The 20,552-nt window shown below is 64.9% G+C and carries 18 protein-coding genes and 1 pseudogene; 11 read left to right on the top strand and 8 right to left on the bottom strand.

The window, feature by feature from the left end:
* The first annotated feature begins 17 nt into the window (after positions 1–17).
* The 3 genes from QA642_RS10150 to QA642_RS10140 all read left to right on the top strand — a co-directional run bounded on the left by QA642_RS10150 (position 18) and on the right by QA642_RS10140 (position 2,535).
* Positions 18–146, top strand: a complete 129-nt coding sequence (locus QA642_RS10150) for a hypothetical protein (protein WP_265441509.1) — start codon at positions 18–20, stop codon at positions 144–146.
* A 148-nt stretch (positions 147–294) separates the two neighbouring features.
* A complete protein-coding gene (gene upp, locus QA642_RS10145; protein ID WP_283084532.1) occupies positions 295–930 on the top strand; it encodes a uracil phosphoribosyltransferase in 636 nt (211 codons plus the stop codon).
* 33 nt (positions 931–963) lie between these two features.
* A complete protein-coding gene (locus QA642_RS10140) occupies positions 964–2,535 on the top strand; it encodes an AMP-binding protein (protein ID WP_283084531.1) in 1,572 nt (523 codons plus the stop codon).
* 159 nt (positions 2,536–2,694) lie between these two features.
* Here the strand turns inward: QA642_RS10140 and QA642_RS10135 are convergent, their stop codons facing one another.
* The 5 genes and pseudogenes from QA642_RS10135 to dctP form a co-directional block, all read right to left on the bottom strand.
* On the bottom strand, positions 2,695–3,942 hold the full coding sequence (locus QA642_RS10135; RefSeq protein ID WP_283084530.1) for an acetyl-CoA hydrolase/transferase C-terminal domain-containing protein: 1,248 nt from the start codon (positions 3,940–3,942) through the stop codon (positions 2,695–2,697).
* 11 nt (positions 3,943–3,953) lie between these two features.
* Positions 3,954–5,120, bottom strand: a complete 1,167-nt coding sequence (locus tag QA642_RS10130) for an acyl-CoA dehydrogenase family protein (protein ID WP_283084529.1) — start codon at positions 5,118–5,120, stop codon at positions 3,954–3,956.
* A 29-nt stretch (positions 5,121–5,149) separates the two neighbouring features.
* Positions 5,150–6,438, bottom strand: a pseudogene (locus tag QA642_RS10125) (TRAP transporter large permease).
* A 12-nt stretch (positions 6,439–6,450) separates the two neighbouring features.
* Positions 6,451–7,005, bottom strand: coding sequence for a TRAP transporter small permease (locus QA642_RS10120; RefSeq protein WP_283084528.1), 555 nt, complete (start codon positions 7,003–7,005; stop codon positions 6,451–6,453).
* A gap of 26 nt (positions 7,006–7,031) precedes the next feature.
* Positions 7,032–8,057, bottom strand: coding sequence for a TRAP transporter substrate-binding protein DctP (gene dctP, locus QA642_RS10115; RefSeq protein ID WP_283084527.1), 1,026 nt, complete (start codon positions 8,055–8,057; stop codon positions 7,032–7,034).
* Positions 8,058–8,283: 226 nt separating this feature from the next.
* Between dctP and QA642_RS10110 the strand changes: the two genes are divergently transcribed.
* Genes QA642_RS10110 through QA642_RS10095 form a run of 4 tightly spaced genes read left to right on the top strand, consistent with a single transcriptional unit; the run spans position 8,284 to position 11,592 of the window.
* Complete coding sequence (locus QA642_RS10110) at positions 8,284–9,486, top strand: CoA transferase (protein ID WP_283084526.1); 1,203 nt, start codon at positions 8,284–8,286, stop codon at positions 9,484–9,486.
* Between the two features lie 43 nt (positions 9,487–9,529).
* Positions 9,530–9,982 carry a MaoC family dehydratase gene (locus QA642_RS10105; RefSeq protein ID WP_283084525.1) on the top strand — a complete coding sequence of 151 codons (453 nt, stop codon included), beginning with the start codon at positions 9,530–9,532 and terminating at the stop codon, positions 9,980–9,982.
* A complete protein-coding gene (locus tag QA642_RS10100; protein WP_283084524.1) occupies positions 9,982–10,833 on the top strand; it encodes a CoA ester lyase in 852 nt (283 codons plus the stop codon). Before QA642_RS10105 ends, QA642_RS10100 begins: the two co-directional genes overlap by 1 nt.
* Positions 10,834–10,848: 15 nt before the next feature.
* The gene (locus QA642_RS10095; RefSeq protein ID WP_283084523.1) at positions 10,849–11,592 is read left to right on the top strand and encodes a helix-turn-helix domain-containing protein; all 744 of its coding nucleotides are present in this window, start codon (positions 10,849–10,851) and stop codon (positions 11,590–11,592) included.
* Positions 11,593–11,788: 196 nt separating this feature from the next.
* Here the strand turns inward: QA642_RS10095 and QA642_RS10090 are convergent, their stop codons facing one another.
* Both QA642_RS10090 and QA642_RS10085 read right to left on the bottom strand, forming a co-directional pair.
* Positions 11,789–12,205, bottom strand: coding sequence for a hypothetical protein (locus QA642_RS10090; RefSeq protein WP_283084522.1), 417 nt, complete (start codon positions 12,203–12,205; stop codon positions 11,789–11,791).
* 366 nt (positions 12,206–12,571) lie between these two features.
* A complete protein-coding gene (locus QA642_RS10085) occupies positions 12,572–13,372 on the bottom strand; it encodes a fumarylacetoacetate hydrolase family protein (protein WP_283084521.1) in 801 nt (266 codons plus the stop codon).
* Positions 13,373–13,514: 142 nt separating this feature from the next.
* On the opposite strand from QA642_RS10085, the gene QA642_RS10080 reads away from it, so the two are divergent.
* Positions 13,515–15,041 carry a hypothetical protein gene (locus QA642_RS10080; protein WP_283084520.1) on the top strand — a complete coding sequence of 509 codons (1,527 nt, stop codon included), beginning with the start codon at positions 13,515–13,517 and terminating at the stop codon, positions 15,039–15,041.
* Positions 15,042–15,047: 6 nt separating this feature from the next.
* Here QA642_RS10080 and QA642_RS10075 read toward each other — a convergent pair whose 3' ends face one another.
* Positions 15,048–16,349, bottom strand: coding sequence for an MFS transporter (locus QA642_RS10075; protein ID WP_283084519.1), 1,302 nt, complete (start codon positions 16,347–16,349; stop codon positions 15,048–15,050).
* 370 nt (positions 16,350–16,719) lie between these two features.
* On the opposite strand from QA642_RS10075, the gene QA642_RS10070 reads away from it, so the two are divergent.
* From QA642_RS10070 to QA642_RS10060, 3 genes are all read left to right on the top strand, one after another.
* Positions 16,720–17,934, top strand: coding sequence for an ABC transporter substrate-binding protein (locus QA642_RS10070; protein WP_283084518.1), 1,215 nt, complete (start codon positions 16,720–16,722; stop codon positions 17,932–17,934).
* Positions 17,935–17,941: 7 nt separating this feature from the next.
* On the top strand, positions 17,942–19,675 hold the full coding sequence (locus QA642_RS10065; RefSeq protein WP_283084517.1) for an FAD-dependent oxidoreductase: 1,734 nt from the start codon (positions 17,942–17,944) through the stop codon (positions 19,673–19,675).
* A gap of 77 nt (positions 19,676–19,752) precedes the next feature.
* A complete protein-coding gene (locus tag QA642_RS10060; protein ID WP_283084516.1) occupies positions 19,753–20,547 on the top strand; it encodes an IclR family transcriptional regulator in 795 nt (264 codons plus the stop codon).
* Positions 20,548–20,552: the final 5 nt, after the last annotated feature.

Below are 20,552 nucleotides of genomic sequence, written 5' to 3'. Positions count from 1 at the left end.
GGCGCCGGACGGCTAGCATGCAGCTCCTCAAGGGAAATCTCGAGCACGCGGTCACGACGACGATCCTGACCATGACGCTGAGCCTGATCTGGGGCGCGGTCCTGACGCTCGTGATCACGCTTCTGGCCCGCGGGCTCGGGGTCTAGGATCTCGACCGCGAATTGACCATGGCTGCCTACGAGGCAAGCAGCCGGGCCCGCATGGCTGTCGCGATGCCCGTCTGAGGCCCGCGTATCCCGCGGAAAAAGCCCGGCCGATCTGGCGCAATTTCACGGAACCGTGTAGAGCGGTTTCATGAGCAACAGCAGCGTCCACGTCGTCGCCCACCCCCTGGTCCAGCACAAGCTCTCCCTGATGCGGGAGAAGGACCGCTCGACCAAGAGCTTTCGCGAGATTCTCAACGAGATCGGGATGCTGCTCGGCTACGAGGTGACGCGCGACCTGCCGCTGGAGCTGGTCGAGATCGAGACACCGATCGCGCCGATGCAGGCGCCGAAGATCGCCGGCAAGAAGCTCACGCTGGCGCCGATCCTGCGCGCCGGCGTCGGCTTCCTCGATGGCATGCTGGCGCTGATGCCCTCGGCGCGCATCGCCCATATCGGGCTCTATCGCGACCCCGAGACATTGCAGGCCGTGGAATATTACTTCAAGGCGCCGCAGGACCTGTCCGACCGCACCGTGATTCTGATGGACCCGATGCTGGCGACAGGCAACTCGGCCTGCGCCGGCGCCTCCCTGCTCAAGGCGCGCGGCGCCCGCGACATCCGCTTCGTCTGCCTTCTGGCCGCACCCGAAGGGATCGCGCAGTTCCAGAGCGAGCATCCCGACGTGCCGGTCTGGACCGCCGCGATCGACGAGCGGCTCAACGACCACGGCTACATCGTGCCGGGCCTGGGCGATGCCGGCGACCGGATGTTCGGCACCAAGTAGACAGCCGCGCGCCGCCGGGTTACTCCGGTTGCCATGAGCGCCAACGATTTTTCGCTGCAATCGCTGATCCGCCCTGAGGCTGCCGAGCCCGCCTTCGTGTTCGACGGCACACCGGTCTCGCGCGCGGAATTTTTGGCGAGGGTCGAGCAGACCGCTGCCTGGCTTGCCGCGCAAGGCATCGGCAAAGGCGATGTCGTTGCGGTCTGGCTGGTCAACCGGGTCGAATGGATCGCGCTGCTGTTCGCCGCCGCCCGCCTCGGCGCCATCGTCGCCGCCGTCAATACGCGCTACCGCAGCGCGGAGGTCGCGCATCTGCTCAAGGTGTCCGGCGCGAAGCTAATGGTGGTCGAGGCCGCGTTCCGCTCGATCGATTTCGCCGCCATCCTCGCCGACATTGCCAAGGACGATGTCCCCGCGCTGCAACAGCTTGCCGTGGTCGGTGCGGACAGGATTCCGGCGCAGTGGCCCTGCGTGCGTTTCGATGCCTTCGACGCGGTCCATCCGCCTGCCCCGCTGGCTCAAGACGACGTCGACCTTCCGGTCCTGCTCTACACGACATCAGGCACGACCAAGGGACCAAAGCTCGTTGCGCATTCGCAGCGGACGCTGGCGAGCCACGCCGTCTCCATTGCCAATGCGCTCCAGCTCGATCCGCAGCGCAATTCGCTGCTGGCCATGCTGCCGTTCTGCGGCACCTTTGGCATGACGAGCCTGCTCGGTTTCATCGCGGCGGGCGCGACCATCCATGTGCTCGATGCTTTCGAAGCGGCACCGGCGCTGAAAATTCTCAGTGAGCACAGGATCACGCACTCCTTCGGCTCGGATGAGATGTTCCGCCGCATCCTCGCCCTCACCGATGCGCCACGGCCGTTCCCGCATCTCGAAATCTGCGGCTTTGCCGCATTCCAGCCCGGCTGGCGCGAGCTCGCCGCAGAAGCCGAAGCGCGCGGCATGAGGCTATTCGGGCTCTACGGCTCGAGCGAGGTGCAGGCGCTGTTCTCGATTGCCCGCGGCGGCGACACCTTCGCAAACCGCATCGAAGGCGGCGGCTGGCCGATGTCGCCTGACGCAAAAGTGCGCGTGCGTGACACCGAGACCGGCGAGCTTGCCGCCCACGGCGTCTCCGGCGAGATCGAGATCAGCGCGCCCTCGCGCTTCCTCGGCTATTTCAACAATCCCGAGGCCACGGGCGATGCGATCACCACCGACGGCTTCTTCCGCACCGGCGATATCGGCCGGCTGCGCGGTGACGGCGCCTTCGTCTACGAGACCCGCGCGGGCGACGCGATGCGGCTCGGCGGCTTTCTCGTCGCCCCCGGCGAGATCGAGGACGAGCTCAAATCCTGCCCGGGCGTGGCGGATGCCCAGGTCGTCGCGGTTGATCTGAAAGGCCAGGCGCGCTGCGTCGCCTTCGTGATTGCGGCTGCGGAACCGCCGCAGCAGGAGGCCTTGACCGCGCGCTTGCGCGAACGGCTCGCCGGCTACAAGGTGCCGGCGCGGATCTATCTCGTCGACGCCTTCCCGGTCACGGACAGCGCCAATGGCGTGAAGATCCAGCGCGCCCGGCTTCGTGCCATGGCGATGGAACGGATCGCGACCGAATAGGCCGACCACCTCCTCGACGATCTCGTCTTGGACGCTCGCGATGATCAACTGAGGCGCCTAAGGCGCGATGAGATTTTGGATGAATCGTCATCGCGCTTTAGGTTGTTGTTTACGCATGACCTTTCCGGAAAACCGCTTAGTACTTTTCCGGATCATGCTTTAGCGCGCGGCGCGAAGCAGTGCCGACAGCGCCTCGCGGTGCTCGGGCGCAGCGACCGCGATCATGCGGCGCGCGCGCTCGGCAAGGCCGCAGCCGCGCAGCTCCGCGATGCCCCATTCGGTGACGATGGCGTCGACATCGGCGCGGGGGGTCGTCACCGTCTCGACATTGGCAACGATGCGGCTGCTCCCGTCCGACGCTGTCGCCGGCAGCGCAATGATCGCCCTGCCACCACCAGACGCATTGGCCCCGCGCACGAAATCGAGCTGCCCGCCGATCGCGCCGATCGCAATGCCATTGAGCGTCTCGGAATTGACGCTGCCGTCGAGCCCGACCTGGAGCGCCGAGTTGATTGCGACCAGCCGGTTGATCCGCGCCAGCACGTTCTGGCCGTGCGTATAGGATGTCGGCCGCACCGAAACCATCTTGTTTTCGTGAACGAAGCGATAGAGCCGCTGCGTGCCGATCACCTGGTTGGTGACCGTGATCCCGGCATCGATCCCCTTCTCCGCATTCGTTACCGCGCCACACGCGATGAGGTCGACAACAGCGTCGTTGATCAGCCCGGAATGGATGCCGAGATGGCGCGCATGGGTCAGCGAGGACAGGATCGCATCCGGAATCCGGCCGACGCCGAACTGGAGCGTGCTGCCGTCGGCAATCAGGCCCGCCGCATGCGCTGCGATGCGGCGCGAGACGTCATCAAGCGGCGGTGAGGCCAATTCCACCGGCGGACGGCGAGCGGGCGCACGCACATGGATCGGCACGTCCTGCGGCCATTCCGCGCCGAACGTGAAGGGCGCATCCGGATTGATCTCGGCAATGACGCAGCGCGCGCCGCGCGCGGCATCGATGACGTAGTCGTTGGAGAGGCTGGCGCTGAGCCGTCCCCCGGACTCCGCAAGTTGCACCAGAACGACATCGGCTTGATGGCGGCGCGCGGCGAAGTCGGCGCAGAAGGCGCTGTAATTGCTCGGAATCACGTCGAGCCGCCCGGCCTTCGCGAGTCGCCGCGCATTGCCGATCACGCCATAGCTCTGGAACGAGACGTTCGGCGCGCAGGACGCGGAGAATGTGTCCGAGAAGATCGGCCCGACCATGATGCGGAAGGCGGGCAGATGCCCGGCCTGCGCAACCAGCGCTTCGGTGAGGGTGACGGGCTCGGCCGTCGCCTGCCCGCACACGACGAGATCGTTCTCCCGGATCAAGCCGGAAAACTCGACATTCACGGCTTCCTGCCGAGCCATTCGCGCGGAGCCTAGTACGACTTCGCGAGGCCCAGCACCTTTTCCGCAATGAAACTGAGCGCGAGCTGCGGGCTGACCGGCGCGATACGCGGGATCAGCACTTCGCGCAAATAGCGCTCGACGTGGAATTCCTTGGCGTAGCCGAAGCCGCCATGGGTCATCACCGCCTGCTCGCAGGCATGGTACCCGGCTTCGCCTGCGAAATATTTCGCGGCGTTCGCGCCGGCTCCGCAGGGCAAGCCCTTGTCGTATTGCCAGGCCGCCTGCATCACCATCAGCCAGGCGGCCTCGAGCTCGACCCAGTTCACCGCGAGCGGATGCTGGATGCCTTGATTTTTTCCGATCGGACGATTGAACACGACACGGGTCTTGGCATATTCGGTCGCGCGCGAGAGCGCCAGCTTACCCAGCCCAACGGCCTCGGCCGCGATCAGGATGCGCTCGGGGTTCATGCCTTCGAGGATGTACTCAAAACCCTTACCCTCTTCGCCGATGCGGTCCTCCATCGGAATTTCAAAGTCCTCGAAGAACAGCTCGTTGGAATCGACGATCTTGCGGCCCATCTTCTCGATCTCGTGGACCTTGATCCTGTTGCGGTCGAAGTCCGTATAGAACAGGCTGAGCCCGTGGGTCGGCGAACGCACCTCCTCCAGCGGCGTGGTGCGCGCCAGCAGCAGGATCTTGTGCGCGACCTGCGCGGTCGAGATCCACACCTTCTGGCCGTTGACGATGTAGCGGTCGTTCTTGGCGACCGCGCGGGTCTTGAGCTGGGTGGTGTTGAGGCCGGTGTTGGGCTCGGTGACGGCGAAGCAGGCCTTCTCGCGGCCCTCGACCATCGGTGGCAGCATGCGCTTGCGCTGCTCCTCGGTGCCGAACACGACGACGGGATTGAGCCCGAACACGTTGATGTGCACCGCGGAGGCGCCGGACATGCCGGCGCCGGATTCCGCGATGGTGCGCATCATGATCGCAGCGTCGGTGATGCCGAGCCCGGAGCCGCCATATTGCTCCGGCACGCAGATGCCGAGCCAGCCGGCATCGGCGAGTGCTTTATGAAAATCGTGCGGGAAGCCGCCATCGTGGTCCTTCTTCAGCCAATAGGCGTCGGGAAAGCCTTCGCAGATTTTTGCGATGGCATCGCGAATGGCTTCCTGCTGATCGGTGAGCGCGAAATCCATGATGGTCTCCTTGTGGAGGCTCGTTAAGCTTAGCGCCCCATCTGCGAGGGCAGCCAGAGGATGATAGACGGAAACGCCACCAGGATCGCAATCGCGATCAGGTGCGCGATGAAGTGCGGAAAGGTGCCGTGGAACACCTCCGCGACCGGCCGCTTGGCATAGCGGGCGACGATGAAGCAGTTCAATCCGACCGGCGGCGTGATCATGCCGACCTCGGCGGTGACGATCTTGATGACGCCGAACCAGATCGGGTCGAAGCCGAGCGTCTTGATCAGCGGCAGCACGATCGGTACGGTCAGCACCAGGATCGCGATCTGGTCCATGAACGAGCCGAGCACGATGTAGCCGCACAGGATCAGCGTGATGATCACCCAGCGCGAGGTCGGCAAGCTACCGATCCAGGCGACGAGGTCCTGCGTGACATGGGTGAGCGTGAAAAAATAGCCGAAGATCGAGGCGCCGACCAGGATCATGATGATCATGCAGGTGCCGTGGCAGGCGCGCAGCAGCGTCCTGTAGAGCGAGGTCGGCGTGATCTTGCCTTGACGATCGCGAGCAGGAAGGCACCGAACGCGCCGAAGGCCGAGGCCTCCGTCGGCGTCGCGACGCCGAGATAGATCGTGCCCGTCACGATCGAGAACAGCACCACCATCGGCGAGACCTGCCATAGCAGCGCAAATTTTTCGCGCCATGGCACCGATTTCGCAGCCGGGGCACGCGCGGGATCCTGCCAGACCAGGAAATAGATCGTGGCCATGATGGTGATGGTGACGAGGATCGCCGGGATGATGCCGCTGATCAGCAGCTTGCCGATGTTCACCTCGGCCAGCAGTCCGAAGATGACGAGCGCAACGCTGGTCGGCAGCAGCATCGACAGGGTGCCCGAGATCGCGACCACGCCCGCGGCCATCTTCGGCTCATAGCCCTGGCGGATCATCGCCGGCAGGCTGGTCGAGGACAGCGTCGCGGCGGAGGCCGTCGAGGTGCCGCAGATCGCGCCGAAACCGGCGCCGGCGAGCGCGGTCGCCATGCCGAGGCCGCCGGGGATGCGGCCGACCCAGGCCGACGCCGTCTTGAACAGATCATCCGCGACGCCCGACAACAGCACGAGGTCCGCCATCAGGAGGAACATCGGGATGGTGATCAGCTCATAGGACGAGACGGTCGAGAGCGGCGCGGTTTGCAGAATGCCGAACAGCGTGGACCAGTCGCCGACCACGACGAGGCCGACCGAGCCGGAAAAGGCCATGGCGAAGCCGACGGGCGTGCCGAGCGCGAGCAGGCCGAACAACAGGGCGAGAACGATGAAAGGTGTCATGGCGGCCTGCCGTTACTCGAAGCTACGTGCTTCACCGACGCCGGTCACCGGCGGCAGCGGATAGAGGTCGCGACCGCTGACGAGGCTCAGCACATTGCCGACGAGCTGAAGCGCCAGCCGAAGCACCAGCACACCGCAGCCGAACGGCACCAGCGCCGCCGAGATCCAGGTCGGCCAGGGGATCGCGCCTGAGAGCACATCGTGCTGCTCGTAATTCTCCAGCGCGCGTTCGAACCCGACCTTGCAGATCAGGACGAACACGAACAGCCCGGCGAGCGCGGTGACGATCTCGGACAGCCGCCGTCCCGTCGGCGAGAACCGCGACAGCAGGATGTCCACGCCGACATGCGCATGTTCGCGCAGGCCGTCCGAGAGCGTGAAGAAGAACACGCCGGCGAGCAGATAGAGCCCGATCAGATCGTAGGTAAAGGCGAACGGACTGTTCAGCACGTAACGCATGAACACGTCGGTCACCACCAGCAGCATGATCACGAACAGGAACACCACCGCGATCACCGTCAGCGCGCGCTCCAGCGCACCGAGCACTTGCCCTGCCCGTTCGATCACTTCGCGCCTCCCTCTTCGTTTTGGGATTACTTGTGGCCGGCGGCGAGCAAGTCGTCGAACTCCTTCAACGCGGCAGAGGCCTGCTTGCCGCGGCTGTCGAGCCCGCTCGCCCACTGCTTGCCGACATCCTTGAGCCTGTCCTTGATCTCGGCGCGCGTCGCCTCCGGCAGCGGATCGAAGCTGACGCCTTCGTCCTGCATGTGCTTCTTGGTGACTTCGCCTTCCTTGTCGACGTCGGCGCAGGCCTTCGGCGTGATCGCCTCCGAGGCCTCGTTCATCGCCTTCTTCACGTCGTCGGGCAGCTTGTCCCAGACCGACTGGTTGATGGAATAGGCGACGATGAAGCTGCCGAAGCTGACGCCTTCAGTGGCGTGCTTGACCAGCTTGTCGAGGCCGTAGGACACGACGCTGTCGAGCGGGAACAACAGGCCGTCCATGGTGCCGCGCGACAGCGACTCGTAGGCATCGGGCGCGGCCATGCGCACCGGCACGGCGTTGAGCGCACGCAGCGTGAGGTCCTGTGCGCCGCCAGTGGTGCGCAGCTTCAGGCCCTGCATGTCCTTGGTGGTTTCCACCTTCGACTTGACGGTCCACACCTGATAGGGCGGCAGCACCACGGCCATCAGCAGCTTGATCTTGTTCGGGGCATATTCCTGCTTGGCCAAAATGCCTTCGCGCGCGGTCTTCCAGTAAGCGAGCGTGCCCTGGCAGCTGGTCGCGAACGCGCCCGGCAATTGCGCGACTTCCGACAGCGGCATCTTGTCGGAAACATAGGACGGCCCGATGTAGCCGATGTCCACCACGCCCGACTGTGTCAGACGCAGCATGTCGGCCGCCTTGCCGATCTGCTGGTTCGGATAATAGGTGAAGGTCACCGCGCCGTTGGTGCGCTTGGTGACATCGTCCATCCAGGGCTTGAGCAGCAGGCGGACGAGATAATGACCGGCGGGGAAAGAGTCGGCGACCTTCAGCTCCAGCGCCTGCGCCTGAAATGTCGAGACCGGCAGCGAGAGTGCGAACGCAGCGGCGGTCCAGACCAGTTTCGTCTTCATCTTTTTCTCCCTGAAGCGCCCATGCGGAAGGCGACAGCGAAACGCTGCAGCACAGTCCGGTCCTCACCCCATTTCTTGCTTGAAGAAAATGTACATATACGTGAATTTATATGTCAAGTATATGAACTGTGCATGGAGCCATGCGTCCGGGGGCGGAGCCGTCGAATTGACACCGACGCTTCGTGAACTCTAATTCCACATATGTGAATTTATCTAACGGGGACCCATGGGACCGCTCGCCGGCTTCACCATTCTCGATCTGACCTCGGTGCTGATGGGCCCTTACGGCACCCAGGTGCTGGCGGACATGGGGGCCGACGTCATCAAGGTCGAAAGCCCCGAGGGTGACATCGTTCGCCAGATCGGTCCTGGTCGCGTGCCCGGCATGGGCGGGATGTTCCACAACGCCAATCGCGGCAAGCGCAGCATCGTGCTCGACCTCAAGAAGGCGGAAGGCCGGAACACGCTGCTGCGACTGGCCAAGAGCACCAACGCGCTGGTCTACAATGTTCGCCCGCAAGCGATGGCGCGGCTCGGCCTCGACTACGAGACGCTGGCCGCGATCAATCCCGCCCTCGTCTATGTCGGCGCATTCGGCTACGGCCAGTCCGGTCCCTATGCCGCCAAGCCTGCCTATGATGATCTGATCCAGGGCGCCGCCACCATCCCGACGCTGCTAGCTGCCGCCGGCGACGGCACGCCGCGCTACGTGCCCGTCACCATCGCCGACCGCATCGTCGGCCTGATGATGGTGAATGCGATCATGGGCGGGCTGATGCATCAGCAGCGCACGGGCATCGGCCAGCGCATCGACGTGCCGATGTTCGAATCCATGGCGGAGTTCGTGCTGGTCGATCACCTCGGTGGTCTCACCTACGATCCCCCGCTCGATCATGGCGGCTACGCCCGCCTGCTCTCGCGCTATCGCCGGCCCTACAAGACCAGCGACGGCTATCTCTGCGTCCTCATCTACAACGACAAGCACTGGCGCAGCTTCTTCGAGGCGATCGGAGAGCCGCATTTCCTGGATCAGCCGCGCTTTGCCAACCACGCCGCGCGGACAAAACACATCGACGAGATCTACGAGGAGATCGGCCACGTCTTCCTCACGCGTACCACCGCGGAATGGCGCGAACTCTTGGAACGCGCCGACATTCCGGTGATGCCGATGCACACGCTGGAGACTGTTCTGGACGATCCACATCTCAAAGCTATCGACTTCTTCAGGACGGTGGATCACCCCGTTGAGGGACGCATCCGCCAGATGCGCGTGCCCTCCACCTGGAGCGTGACCCAGCCCGAGCCGGCCGGTCCCGCACCGACGCTGGGCCAGCACGGCCGCGACATTTTGCGCGAGGCCGGCTTCTCGGCCGAGGAGATCGAGCAGCTGGCAGAGCAAAAAGCAGTTCATCTGGCCGCGCCGCCCTAACGACAGCGCGGGCCAAATCGCAAGATGCAGGGAGGAGACCGCGATGGCCGGACTTTATTTCGAAGACTTTTCCGTAGGCCAGGAGTTCAGGCATCCGCTGACCCGGACCGTCACGGAGATGGACAACACCATGTTCAGCCTGCTGACGCTCAACCCGCAGCCGCTGCACATCGACGCGCATTTCGCCGAAAAGACCGAATTCGGCCAGCGCATTTTCAACAGCCTTTACACCCTCGGCATCATGATCGGCATGACGGTCTATGATACGACCTTGGGCACCACCGTCGCCAATCTCGGCATGACCGACGTCACCTTTCCGAAACCGGTCTTCCATGGCGACACGTTGCGGGCGACGACAAAGGTGCTCTCGGTGCGGGAATCCAAATCGCGGCCCAAGGCCGGCATCGTCGAATTCGAGCACCACGCCTTGAACCAGAACGACGAGATCGTCGGCAAATGCCGTCGCATGGCGCTGATGCACAAGAGGCCGGTCTGATGCGTTCGATGCTGTTCGTGCCGGGCGATTCCCCGCGCAAATTCGAGAAGGCGAGCGAAGGCAAGGCCGACGCGCTGATCATCGATCTCGAGGATTCCGTCGTCACCGAGAAGAAGCCGGAGGCGCGCACCCTCACGCTGGCGATGCTGAAGGGCCGTCCCGGCCCGCATCAGCTCTATGTCCGCGTCAATGCGCTCGACACCGGCATTACGCTCACGGATCTTGCCGCGGTGATGCCGGGCAGGCCCGACGGCATCGTGCTGCCGAAATCGCAGGGCAGCGACGACGTGCGGCAGGTCGCGACCTGGCTCGAAGCCCTGGAAGCGGCATCCGGCATCGGTGTCGGTGCAACCCGTATCGTTTGCGTCGCCACGGAGACAGCAAGTTCCGTCTTCGGCCTCGGCAGCTACAAGGGCTGCTCCCCTCGCCTCGCCGGCTTGATGTGGGGCGCGGAGGATCTCTCGGCTTCGCTGGGCGCCACTGAGAAAGCGAGCGGTGGCGTGTTCCACAGCCCCTATCGTCTCGCACGCGACCTCTGCCTGATGGCGGCGGCCGCGGCCGAGGTCGCGCCGATCGACACCGTCTACACCGACATCGACAATCTGGCGGGCCTCGAGCAGGAGACGCGCGCGGCGCGCCGCGACGGCTTTTCGGCGAAGGCGCTGATCCATCCCAAACACGTCGATGTCGTCAACGCGGCGTTCGAGCCGACGGACGCCGAGCGCGCCTGGGCGGAGAAGGTGATCGCGGCGTTCGCGAGCAATCCGAACTCCGGCACGCTGCGGCTCGACGGCCAGATGATCGACAAACCGCATCTTCGCGCCGCGAAGAAGATCCTCGGCCAACCCTAGGACGCAAACCTCGCCATGATCGTTCGCCAAGCCGCCAACGTCCTGGAGATCATGGAATTCTTCGCGCAAACGAGGAAGCCGGCGACGCTTGCCGAGATTGCCGATCATTTCGGCTGGCCGCGCTCGTCGACCTTCAACCTGCTCGCGACGCTGTCGGAGAAGGGCTATCTCTATGAGCCGCGGCCGCGCGCCGGCTTCTATCCGACGCCGCGGTGGCTCGCGATGGCGCGGATGATCTCCGAGGTCGAACCGCTGCCGCCGTGGACGCATCAGCTGATCGCCGATCTCTCGGCCGAGACCGGCGAAACCGCCTCGATCGTGGCGCCGGCCGGCGTGATGGCGGTGTTCATCGACGTCGTCGAATCCCAAGCCGCGATCCGCTATTTCGCCACCATCGGCCACCGCGTGCCGATCCACGCCACCGCGAGCGGCCGCGCGCTGCTGCTGCAATATTCGCAGGAGGAGCGCGATAGCGTCTATCGCAAGATCGAGTTCAAGCAATACGGCCCCTCGACGCCGATCAGCATCGAGGCCGTCGAGACCGAGCTGCGCAACTCGATCTCGCGCGGCTATTGCCAGAGCTTTGCGGACTACAGCCGCGACCTTGCCGGCGCGGCAATCCCGCTGCCGATCGGCGATCGCAGGCTTTCAGTCGTCGTCGCGGGGCCGGAGTTTCGGATTGGGCCGAAGGTGCCGGAGGTGGCCTCACTGATCGCGCGGACGGTCGACCGGCTGCGGCCGAAGACCACTGCGGCCTAGATTTTTTTGAGTTGAATCAAACTGCGACCGCATCAACGGTGCGCCCCCTCGCCCCGTTCTTACGGGGAGAGGGCTGGGGTGAGGGGCTTCTCTCCGCACGGAAGATCGTCGAGAGACCTGTACCCCCTCACCCGAATTCGATCTGCGATCGAATTCGACCTGTCCCCGCAAGCGGGGAGAGGTGAGGCCGCCAGCCTTAATCGAATCCCTGAACGGGCGGCGTCGTTGTCTCGGCCGGCGCCGCAGGCGCGGCTTGAGCCGGTTGCACCGCGGGGGCGGCCTGGACCGGCGGATTGCTCGCAGCTCTCATCTGACCGCTCGCCTCCATCGCCTGGCGCGTGCGCGGTGGAGCGGTGGTCGCAGCCACCGGGGTCGCCTCGCGTCGTGAGGGCTGCCGATGTCTTGCCGACCGCGAACCTCTCACACCCCAGGACCTCGCGATCGAAGGTCCGGCGGTATAGCCGATCACCGCGCCCGCGACGGCACCGACCGGGCCGAGCACGACGGCGCCGGACACGGCGCCTATCGCCGCAGAGCTTGCGCGCTCTTGCGCAACGGCGCTTGCCGGCACTCCGGCCAGCAGCACGATGGCAGTGATCAAAGCCTTGTTCATCAGAGCGCCTCCCTCACGGGAGATCACTCTTATGCAAATATGGCCGCAGCGGGTTTGTCCGTGGCCCAATACGGGGCAATCGCGGATGGAACTCCGGCATTTCAAGGGCCTCCGCTGCCGATCGCGGTTCCAGCGGAAGCCGACCAGCGCGAGCTAAAGCATGATGAGATGAGGCTTGACCGCTGCAACGGCGGAGGTGCGCTCCCTCTCCCGCTTGCGGGAGAGGGTTGGGGTGAGGGTGCATCCGCAATGGGACACTCCCCTAGAGGAGAAAGCCCTCACCCGGCGCTTCGCGCCGACCTCTCCCGCAAGCGGGCGAGGTGAACCGAGCCTGCGGCACTCGATTCAACCTAACGCCATTCCGCTCTAGACGATCTTGATCGACATGTCCGGCAGGCCCTCGAGCTTGCACAAGAGCACGTCGCCCTTCACCACCGGGCCGACATTCTCGGGCGTGCCGGAATAGATGATGTCGCCGGCCTTGAGCTCGAAGGCTTCCGACAGTTTTGCGATCTGCTCGGCGACGCTCCAGATCATCTTGCTGAGATCCGAGCTCTGCTTCACCGCGCCGTTGATCGCGAGCGAGATCGCGCCCTTCTCGAAATGACCGGTCTTGCTGGCGGGGTGGATCGGGCCGATCACCGCGGCGTGGTCGAAGCTTTTGCCGACCTCCCACGGCTTCTTCTCGGCGGCCATGCCGTTCTGGAGATCGCGCCGGGTCATGTCGAGGCCGAGCGCGTAACCATAGACATGGTCGAGCGCCTTTTCGGCGGGGATGTTGGTGCCGCCGGATTTCAGCGCCGCGACCAGCTCGACCTCGTGATGATAATTCTTGGTCAGCGACGGATAGGGATGATCGGCGACCTCGCCGATCGCGACGTTCTGGATCGCATCCGTCGGCTTCTGGAAGAAGAACGGCGGCTCGCGGTTCGGATCCGAGCCGCGCTCAATCGCGTGCGCGGCATAGTTGCGGCCGATACAGTAGATGCGGCGGACCTGGAACACCTGGGTCTCGCCAACGATCGGGATCGTCACCATCGGCACCGCGAACATCGGCTTGGGCCCGGCCTGCGCTGCCGCAGGAGAGCTATCGGCGATGGTGGCTGCGGTCACCACGGCGGCGCTTGCGAGCAGATCGCGTCGCGTGGGCGAGGAGGGTTTTTTCATGTCTTATGCTCCAGGGGACGGCCATTTGCGTCGGACCGACCGATAGTGGATCGGACATCTCCAGGCAACGCCTTTGGCCTCGATATCGCAGTGCATCATGCGAACGACGGGCTAGGATCAGTCATGTGACGAGACAACCGCCATGCAGGAGACCGATTGGAGCAGTCTGGACGTAGCTGCGCGCGCGATTCGCGCCGCCGGAATGGCACTGTTCGTCATCGCGCTATCACCGGGAGCCAGCAAGGGCGCGGCGATCGTCGATCCCAAAGCGATGAGAGCGATCGGCACGATCGATCCGCGCTTCCAGTCGTACAACATCGAGATGGTGGAGGTCACCGGAGGACGGTTCTGGAAACCCTACGCGCAAGGAGGCGGTCGTGGCGATCGCTACGCTTATCGCCCGCCGATCGATCTCGCCAACGCGCGGCTGCGCAAGCTGGCCGCGGCACTCGGGCCGGCCTATTTGCGCGTGAGCGGCACCTGGGCCAATGCGACCTTTTTCGCCGACACCGACAATCCGCCGGCCGCACCGCCTGCCGGCTTCGACACCGTGCTCAGCCGCACGCAATGGCGCGGCGTCGCTGACTTCGCGCGCGCCGCCGATGCGGAGATTGTGACGTCTTTCGCCGTCAGTCCGGGCAGCCGCGACGCTGACGGCGCCTGGACGCCGGACCAGGCCCAGCGCCTCGTCGACTTTACGCGATCGCTGGACGGACGCATCGCTGCCGCCGAATTCATGAACGAGCCGACGCTCGCGGCGAGCAATGGCCCGCCGGCGGGATATGACGCGAATGCATACGGCCGCGACTTCAAGATCTTTCAGACGTGGATGAAGCGCACGTCGCCGGAGACGTTGATCGCAGGACCTGGCTCGGTCGGCGACTCCACCTCATCCGCGGCCACCGGCATCAACTCGCGCGATCTGCTCGCCGCAGCAGGCCCGGGACTCGATCGCGTCTCCTATCACCACTACAATACGCTCTCGCCCCGCTGCGGCGTGCACGACGATCCGGCACGGGCGCTGTCCGAGGACTGGTTGTCGCGGACCGACACCGCGCTCGCCGTCTATCGCGGCTTGCGCGACGAATTCGAGCCGGGCAAACCGATCTGGCTGACGGAGACCGCGGATGCAGCATGCGGCGGCAATCCCTGGGACGCGACCTTTCTCGACAGCTTTCGCTATCTCGACCAGCTCGGCCGCCTGGCCAAGGCCGGCGTGCAGGTGGTGATGCACAACACGCTCGCGGCGAGCGACTACGGCCTGCTCGACGAGAAGACGTTCCGGCCGCGGCCGAACTACTGGGCCGCGCTGCTCTGGCATCGCCTGATGGGAACGACCGTGCTCGACGCGGGCATGGCCTCGACGCGGGTCATTCACGCCTATCCGCATTGTCATCCCACGACCAAAGGCGCGGCGTCCGTGCTCCTCATCAACATTTCGCAACATCGATCGCACGTCGTAACATTGGCGGCGCAGGCCGAGCGCTACACGCTTCGGGCGCGCCGCCTCCAGAGTGCGCGCGTGCAATTGAACGGTCCGACGCTCGCCCTGACCGGCGGCGACGATCTGCCCCGCCTTGTGCCGCGAACTGCATTCGCTGGCCGGATTCGCCTGCCGCCCGCCAGCATCACCTTTCTGGTGATGCAGGACGTGGCCGCCTGCCGCTGAGTGATTTCAGGATTTCAAGCTATCGCGCGCCGTCTCCGGCGCCATCAAGGTGGCGATGATCGTGATGATCGACAGCGCGATGATGTACACCGACACCGCCCAGTAGGAGCCGGCCCATGCCAGCAGCGCCGTCGCGATCAGCGGCGAGAAACCGCCGCTCAACGCGGCTGCGACATTGGCCCCCAGCGATGCGCCGCTGTAGCGGACCTGGGTGCGGAACAGCTCCGGCATGAAGGCGGCCTTCGGCCCGAACAGCAGCGCATGCGTCAGCGTCATCGTCACGACAAGCGCGAGCGTGATCAGCGCCGGCTCCTTGGTGTCGAGGAACCAGAACAGCGGAAACGCCAGCGCCACCGAGAACACGCCACCGGCGAGATACAGCGCCTTGCGGCCGAAAATGTCGGAGAGCCAGCCGGCCAGCGGCAGCGTCGCGAACTCGACGATCGCGGCATAGACCACCGCGTTCAGAATCACATGCCGCGGCAGGCCGAGCTTCGTGGTGGCATAAACGACTGTGAAGACGGTGAGGAGATAGGCAAGGCCCACCTCCGACACCGTGATGCCGATTGCCAGCAGAAAGCTGCGCCAGTCGCGGCGAAGCACTTCCCACACCGGCTGCGCCAGCACTTCCTTGCGCTCCACGACCTCCTTGAAGTGCGGCGTCTCCGCAAGCTTGAGCCGCACGATGAAGCCGACGCCGACCAGCAAGATGCTGATCCAGAACGGCACTCGCCAGCCCCAGCTCAGGAAATCCGCCTCGGGCAGCTGCGTCATCAGGCCGAAGATGCCAGTTGAGGCGGCGACACCGACGGGAAAGCCGATCTGCACGAGGCTGCCATAGAAGCCGCGGCGATTGCCGGCGTGCTCGATCACCATCACCACTGCGCCGCTCCATTCCCCGCCCAGTCCAATGCCCTGGATGAAGCGCAGGATAATGAGCAGGATCGGCGCCCACACGCCGATCTGGCTGTAGGTCGGCAGGCAGCCGATCAGGAAGGTGCCGAGCCCCATGGCGATCATGGTCGCGACCAGCATCTTCTTGCGCCCGAGCCGGTCGCCGTAATGCCCGATGATCGCGCCGCCGATCGGCCGCGCCACGAAGCCGACCGCATAGGTCGAGAACGCCGCGAGCGTGCCGACAAAGGGATCGAAGCTCGGGAAGAACAGCTTGTTGAGCACCAGCGCGGCCGCCGTGCCGTAGATCAGGAAGTCGTACCACTCGATCGCGGTGCCGAGCGCGCTCGCCCACACCACATGCGCCGTCGTCGATTTCTCCACTGATGTGGAGACCCCCGTTGCTGCCGTCATTGCCAGGCCCCATGAATTCCAGATGGCATCATGGCCAATCGTGATGGCGGTTGCAACTTGTCCGAGCATAATCGTCAACGAGGACCACAGCGAGAGACAGTTGCGCACAACTGTTTCAACACCGTCGTTGCGAGGAGCGAAGCGACGAAGCAATCCAGACTGTCTCCTTTGAAAGACTCTGGATTGCTTCGCTGCGCTCGCAATGACGGGCGTTGAAACTGCTGCGCGCACCTCTTCGTGATGTCTCCCCCGGCGATGCCGGAACTCGCGCGCGGCGTTATTCGCCATTGACAAACTCATTCGCTAATATCTAATTTGCTGCCAGAACAACCGGCCGCGCCAGGCGGCCCACAAAAGAGAGGGAAGAACGATGAGAGGGCTTTTGGCCTGCGCCATGCTCGCGGCCATGACATCGGCCGCCATGACCAATGTTGCGAACGCGCAAGTCTCCGACGACGCGGTCCGGATCGGCGTGCTGACGGATCTGTCGAGCTGGGGCCGCGACAACTCAGGGCCAGGCTCGGTCGAGGCCGCAAAAATGGCGGTGGAGGAATTCGGCCCGACCGTGCTCGGCAAGCCGATCGAGATCATCAGCGCCGACCACCAGATGAAGACCGACGTCGGCGTGCAGATCGTGCGCGGCTGGTTCGACAACGGCAAGGTCGACGCGGTCGTCGACATCCCCAATTCCGGCATCGCGATCGCCGTGCACAACATGGTGCGCGAACGCAACAAGATCGCCCTGCTCTCCGGCCCCGGCGCGAGCTCGCTGACCGACGAGCTGTGCAGCCCGAACACCGTGCACTTCACCTACGACACCTACGCACTGTCGAAGGTGACGGCCTCCGCCGTGATCAAGGAAGGCGGAAAATCCTGGTACTTCATCACCGCCGACTATGCCTTCGGCCAGCAGCTTGAGAAGGACGCCACGCGCTTCATCAATGAGATGGGCGGCAAGGTGCTCGGCGGCGTCAAGCATCCGACCAACACCGCGGACTTCTCCTCGTTTGCGCTGCAGGCGCAAAGCTCGAAGTCCGACGTCGTCGCTTTCGCCAATGCCGGCCAGGACACCGATAACGCGATCAAGCAGTCCGGCGAGTTCGGCCTGGTGCAGGGCGGCCAGAAGCTCGTGGGCTTGCTCATGTTCGACACCGACGTACATGCGATCGGGTTGAAGGCCGCGCAGGGCACCTACATGACCACGGCCTCCTACTGGAACATGGACGAGGCGACCCGCGCCTGGTCCAAGAAATTCTATGAGCGCACCAAGGTGATGCCGACCATGATCCAGACCGGCGTCTATGGCTCGGTGCTGCATTATCTCAAGGCCATCAAGGCCGCCGGTACCGACGATCCGGCCAAGGTGATGGCCAAGATGCGCGAGCTGCCGATCGAGGATACGTTCGTGCACGGCGGCAAGCTGCGCGAGGACGGGCGCGTCATCCGCGACATGTATCTCGCCAAGGTGAAGACGCCCGAGCAGTCCAAGGAGCCCTGGGACTATCTGGAGATCGTCAAGACCGTGAAGGGCGAGGACGCCTTCCGCCCGGTCTCCGAATCCAAATGTCCGCTCCTGAAGAAGTGAGGTCCAGATGACCGGCAACGAGCGCAACGCAAGCGAAACATACGAGTGCGATGTGCTCGTGGCCGGATCGGGGTGCTCCGGCATGTCGGCCGCGATCACCGCGCGCTATCGCGGCCTCGACGTGCTGATCGTCGAGAAGGAGCCGCGCTTCGGCGGCACCACCGCCCGCTCCGGCGGCTGGCTGTGGATTCCCAGCACGTCGCTGGCGAAGGCCTATGGCATCACGGAGACGCCGGAGCAGGCGCGCACTTATCTGCGGCACGAGGCCGGCAACAATTACGACGCCGCGCGCGTCGACGCTTTCCTGAGCGCCGGCCCTGAAGCCGTCGATTTCTTCACCACCAAGACTGCGCTGCGCTTCGACATGCCGCTGGTCTTCCCGGACTATCACGCCGAAGCGCCTGGCGGAGCGCAGGGCGGCCGCTCCATGGTGACGCGACCGTTCGACGGCCGCGAGCTCGGTGACTCCATCAAGGCCCTCGGCATGCCCCTGCCCGAGCTCACCGTGTTCGGCATGATGCTCGGAAGCGGCAAGGAGATCATCCACTTCATGCGGGTGACGAAGTCGCTGACCTCGGCGGTTTATGTCGCAAAACGCCTGTCGCGCCACCTGATGGACGTGATGCGCTACGGCCGCGGCATGACGCTGACCAACGGCAATGCGCTCGCCGGGCGTCTCGCGAAGTCGGCGCAGGATCTGAAGATTCCGATGTGGCGGTCCTCGCCGGTGCGCGAGCTGACGGTCGAGAACGGCGCGGTCACCGGCGCGACAGTGTCGCGTGAGGGCCGCGACGTGCGCGTCCGCGCGCGGCAGGGCGTCGTGCTCGCCTGCGGCGGCTTCCCACACGACGTCGAACGACGCAAGAAGATGTTCCCGCATGCGCCGACCGGCGTTGAGCATTTTTCGCCGGGACCGACCGGCAATACCGGCGATGGCCTGCGCCTTGCTGAAAGCGCCGGCGGGCATGTCGAGGACCGGCTGCCGAATGCGGCGGCGTGGGTGCCGGTGTCGCTGACCACGCGCAAGGACGGATCGAAGGGCGTGATGCCGCATTTCATCGACCGCGCCAAACCCGGCGTGATCGCGGTGATGCGCGACGGCAAGCGCTTTGCCAATGAGGGCAATTCCTATCACGACTTCGTCCAGGCCATGATCAAGGCCGCAAAGCCTGGCGAGGAGATCGCGGCCTATCTCGTCTGCGATCACCCGACACTTCGAAAGTACGGCCTCGGCTGCGTACCGCCGTTCCCGATGCCGCTGGGTCATCACCTCGATACCGGCTATCTCATGCGCGGCGACACGCTGGAGGCGCTCGCGGCGAAGGCCGGCATCGACGCCAAGGCTTTCACCGAGACCGTCAGGCAGTTCAATGCGACCGCCCCGCTGGGGCACGATGCCGCCTTCGGCAAGGGCTCAAAAGCCTATAACCGTTACCAGGGCGATGCGCTGCACGGCCCAAACCCGTGCGTTGCCCCGATCGAGAACGGCCCGTTCTACGCCATCAGGATGGTGATCGGCGATCTCGGCACCTATGCCGGCATCGTCACCGACGAGAATGCGCGGGCGCTCGACGCCGAGGGCCGGGTGATTCCCGGGCTCTATGCCGCCGGCAACGACATGGCGAGCATCATGGGCGGCAATTATCCCGGCGCGGGCATCACGCTTGGGCCGGCGCTGACCTTCGGCTACATTGCCGGCCGTCATCTCGCCGACAGCGCCACCAAGCGCGACGCGGCGTAGAGCATGATCCGGAAAAGTGTGCAGCGGTTTTCCGAAAGGATCATGCTCAAACAAAAACTCAAGCGCATCGGAGGCGCATGAAGAGAGAAAGCCGCGGCATCCAGTCGATCGAGGTCGGCGGAGAATTGCTCCGCGCGCTCGCCAGGAGCGGCGAGCCGATGATGCTGCGCGATCTCGCCCGCGAGGCCGGCATGACGCCGGCCAAGGCGCATCCCTATCTCGCCAGCTTCTCCCGCACCGGCCTGATCGAGCAGGACGAGACCACCGGCCGCTACGAGATCGGCGCGCTGGCGCTGGAGCTCGGCCTGATCAGCCTGAGGCGCCTGTCCGGCGTACGCATCGCGCGGCCGAAGATCGCGGGCCTTGCGAGCCAGATCGGCCACGCCGTCTCGCTCGCGGTCTGGGGCACGCATGGCCCGACCGTGGTGCAGCTGGAAGAGCCCGGCCAACCCGTGCACATCGTGATGCGTGCAGGCTCGGTGATGGCGCTGCTGGAGACCGCCACGGGCCGCGCCTTTGCCGCGTTCCTGCCGGAGAAGACCATCAACGCCGCGCTCGAAAGCGGGCTCGACCGCCACGGCGTCGGCTACAATCCGAAGCGCGCCGTGAAAGGCGCCAAGGTCGCCGAAATGCTCACCGAAGTCCGCAAGCATGGCCTCGCCCGCGCGCTCGGCGATCCCCTGCCCGGCGTCAACGCGTTCGCAGCACCCGTGTTCGACCATTCCGGCCATGTCGCGCTGGTCATCACCGCGATGGGGCCGGAAGGCACGTTTGATGCTCGCTGGGACAGCCCGATCGCGCATGCGCTGCGCGACTGCGCCGGTGGGATTTCGAAGCGGCTGGGTTACGGGATGACGATCGCCGCAGAGTGAGGCGC

Source organism: Bradyrhizobium sp. CB2312, from assembly GCF_029714425.1.
GTDB lineage: Bacteria > Pseudomonadota > Alphaproteobacteria > Rhizobiales > Xanthobacteraceae > Bradyrhizobium.
Note: the sequence above shows the minus strand (reverse complement) of the source record. Positions and strands in the feature narration are given on the sequence as shown.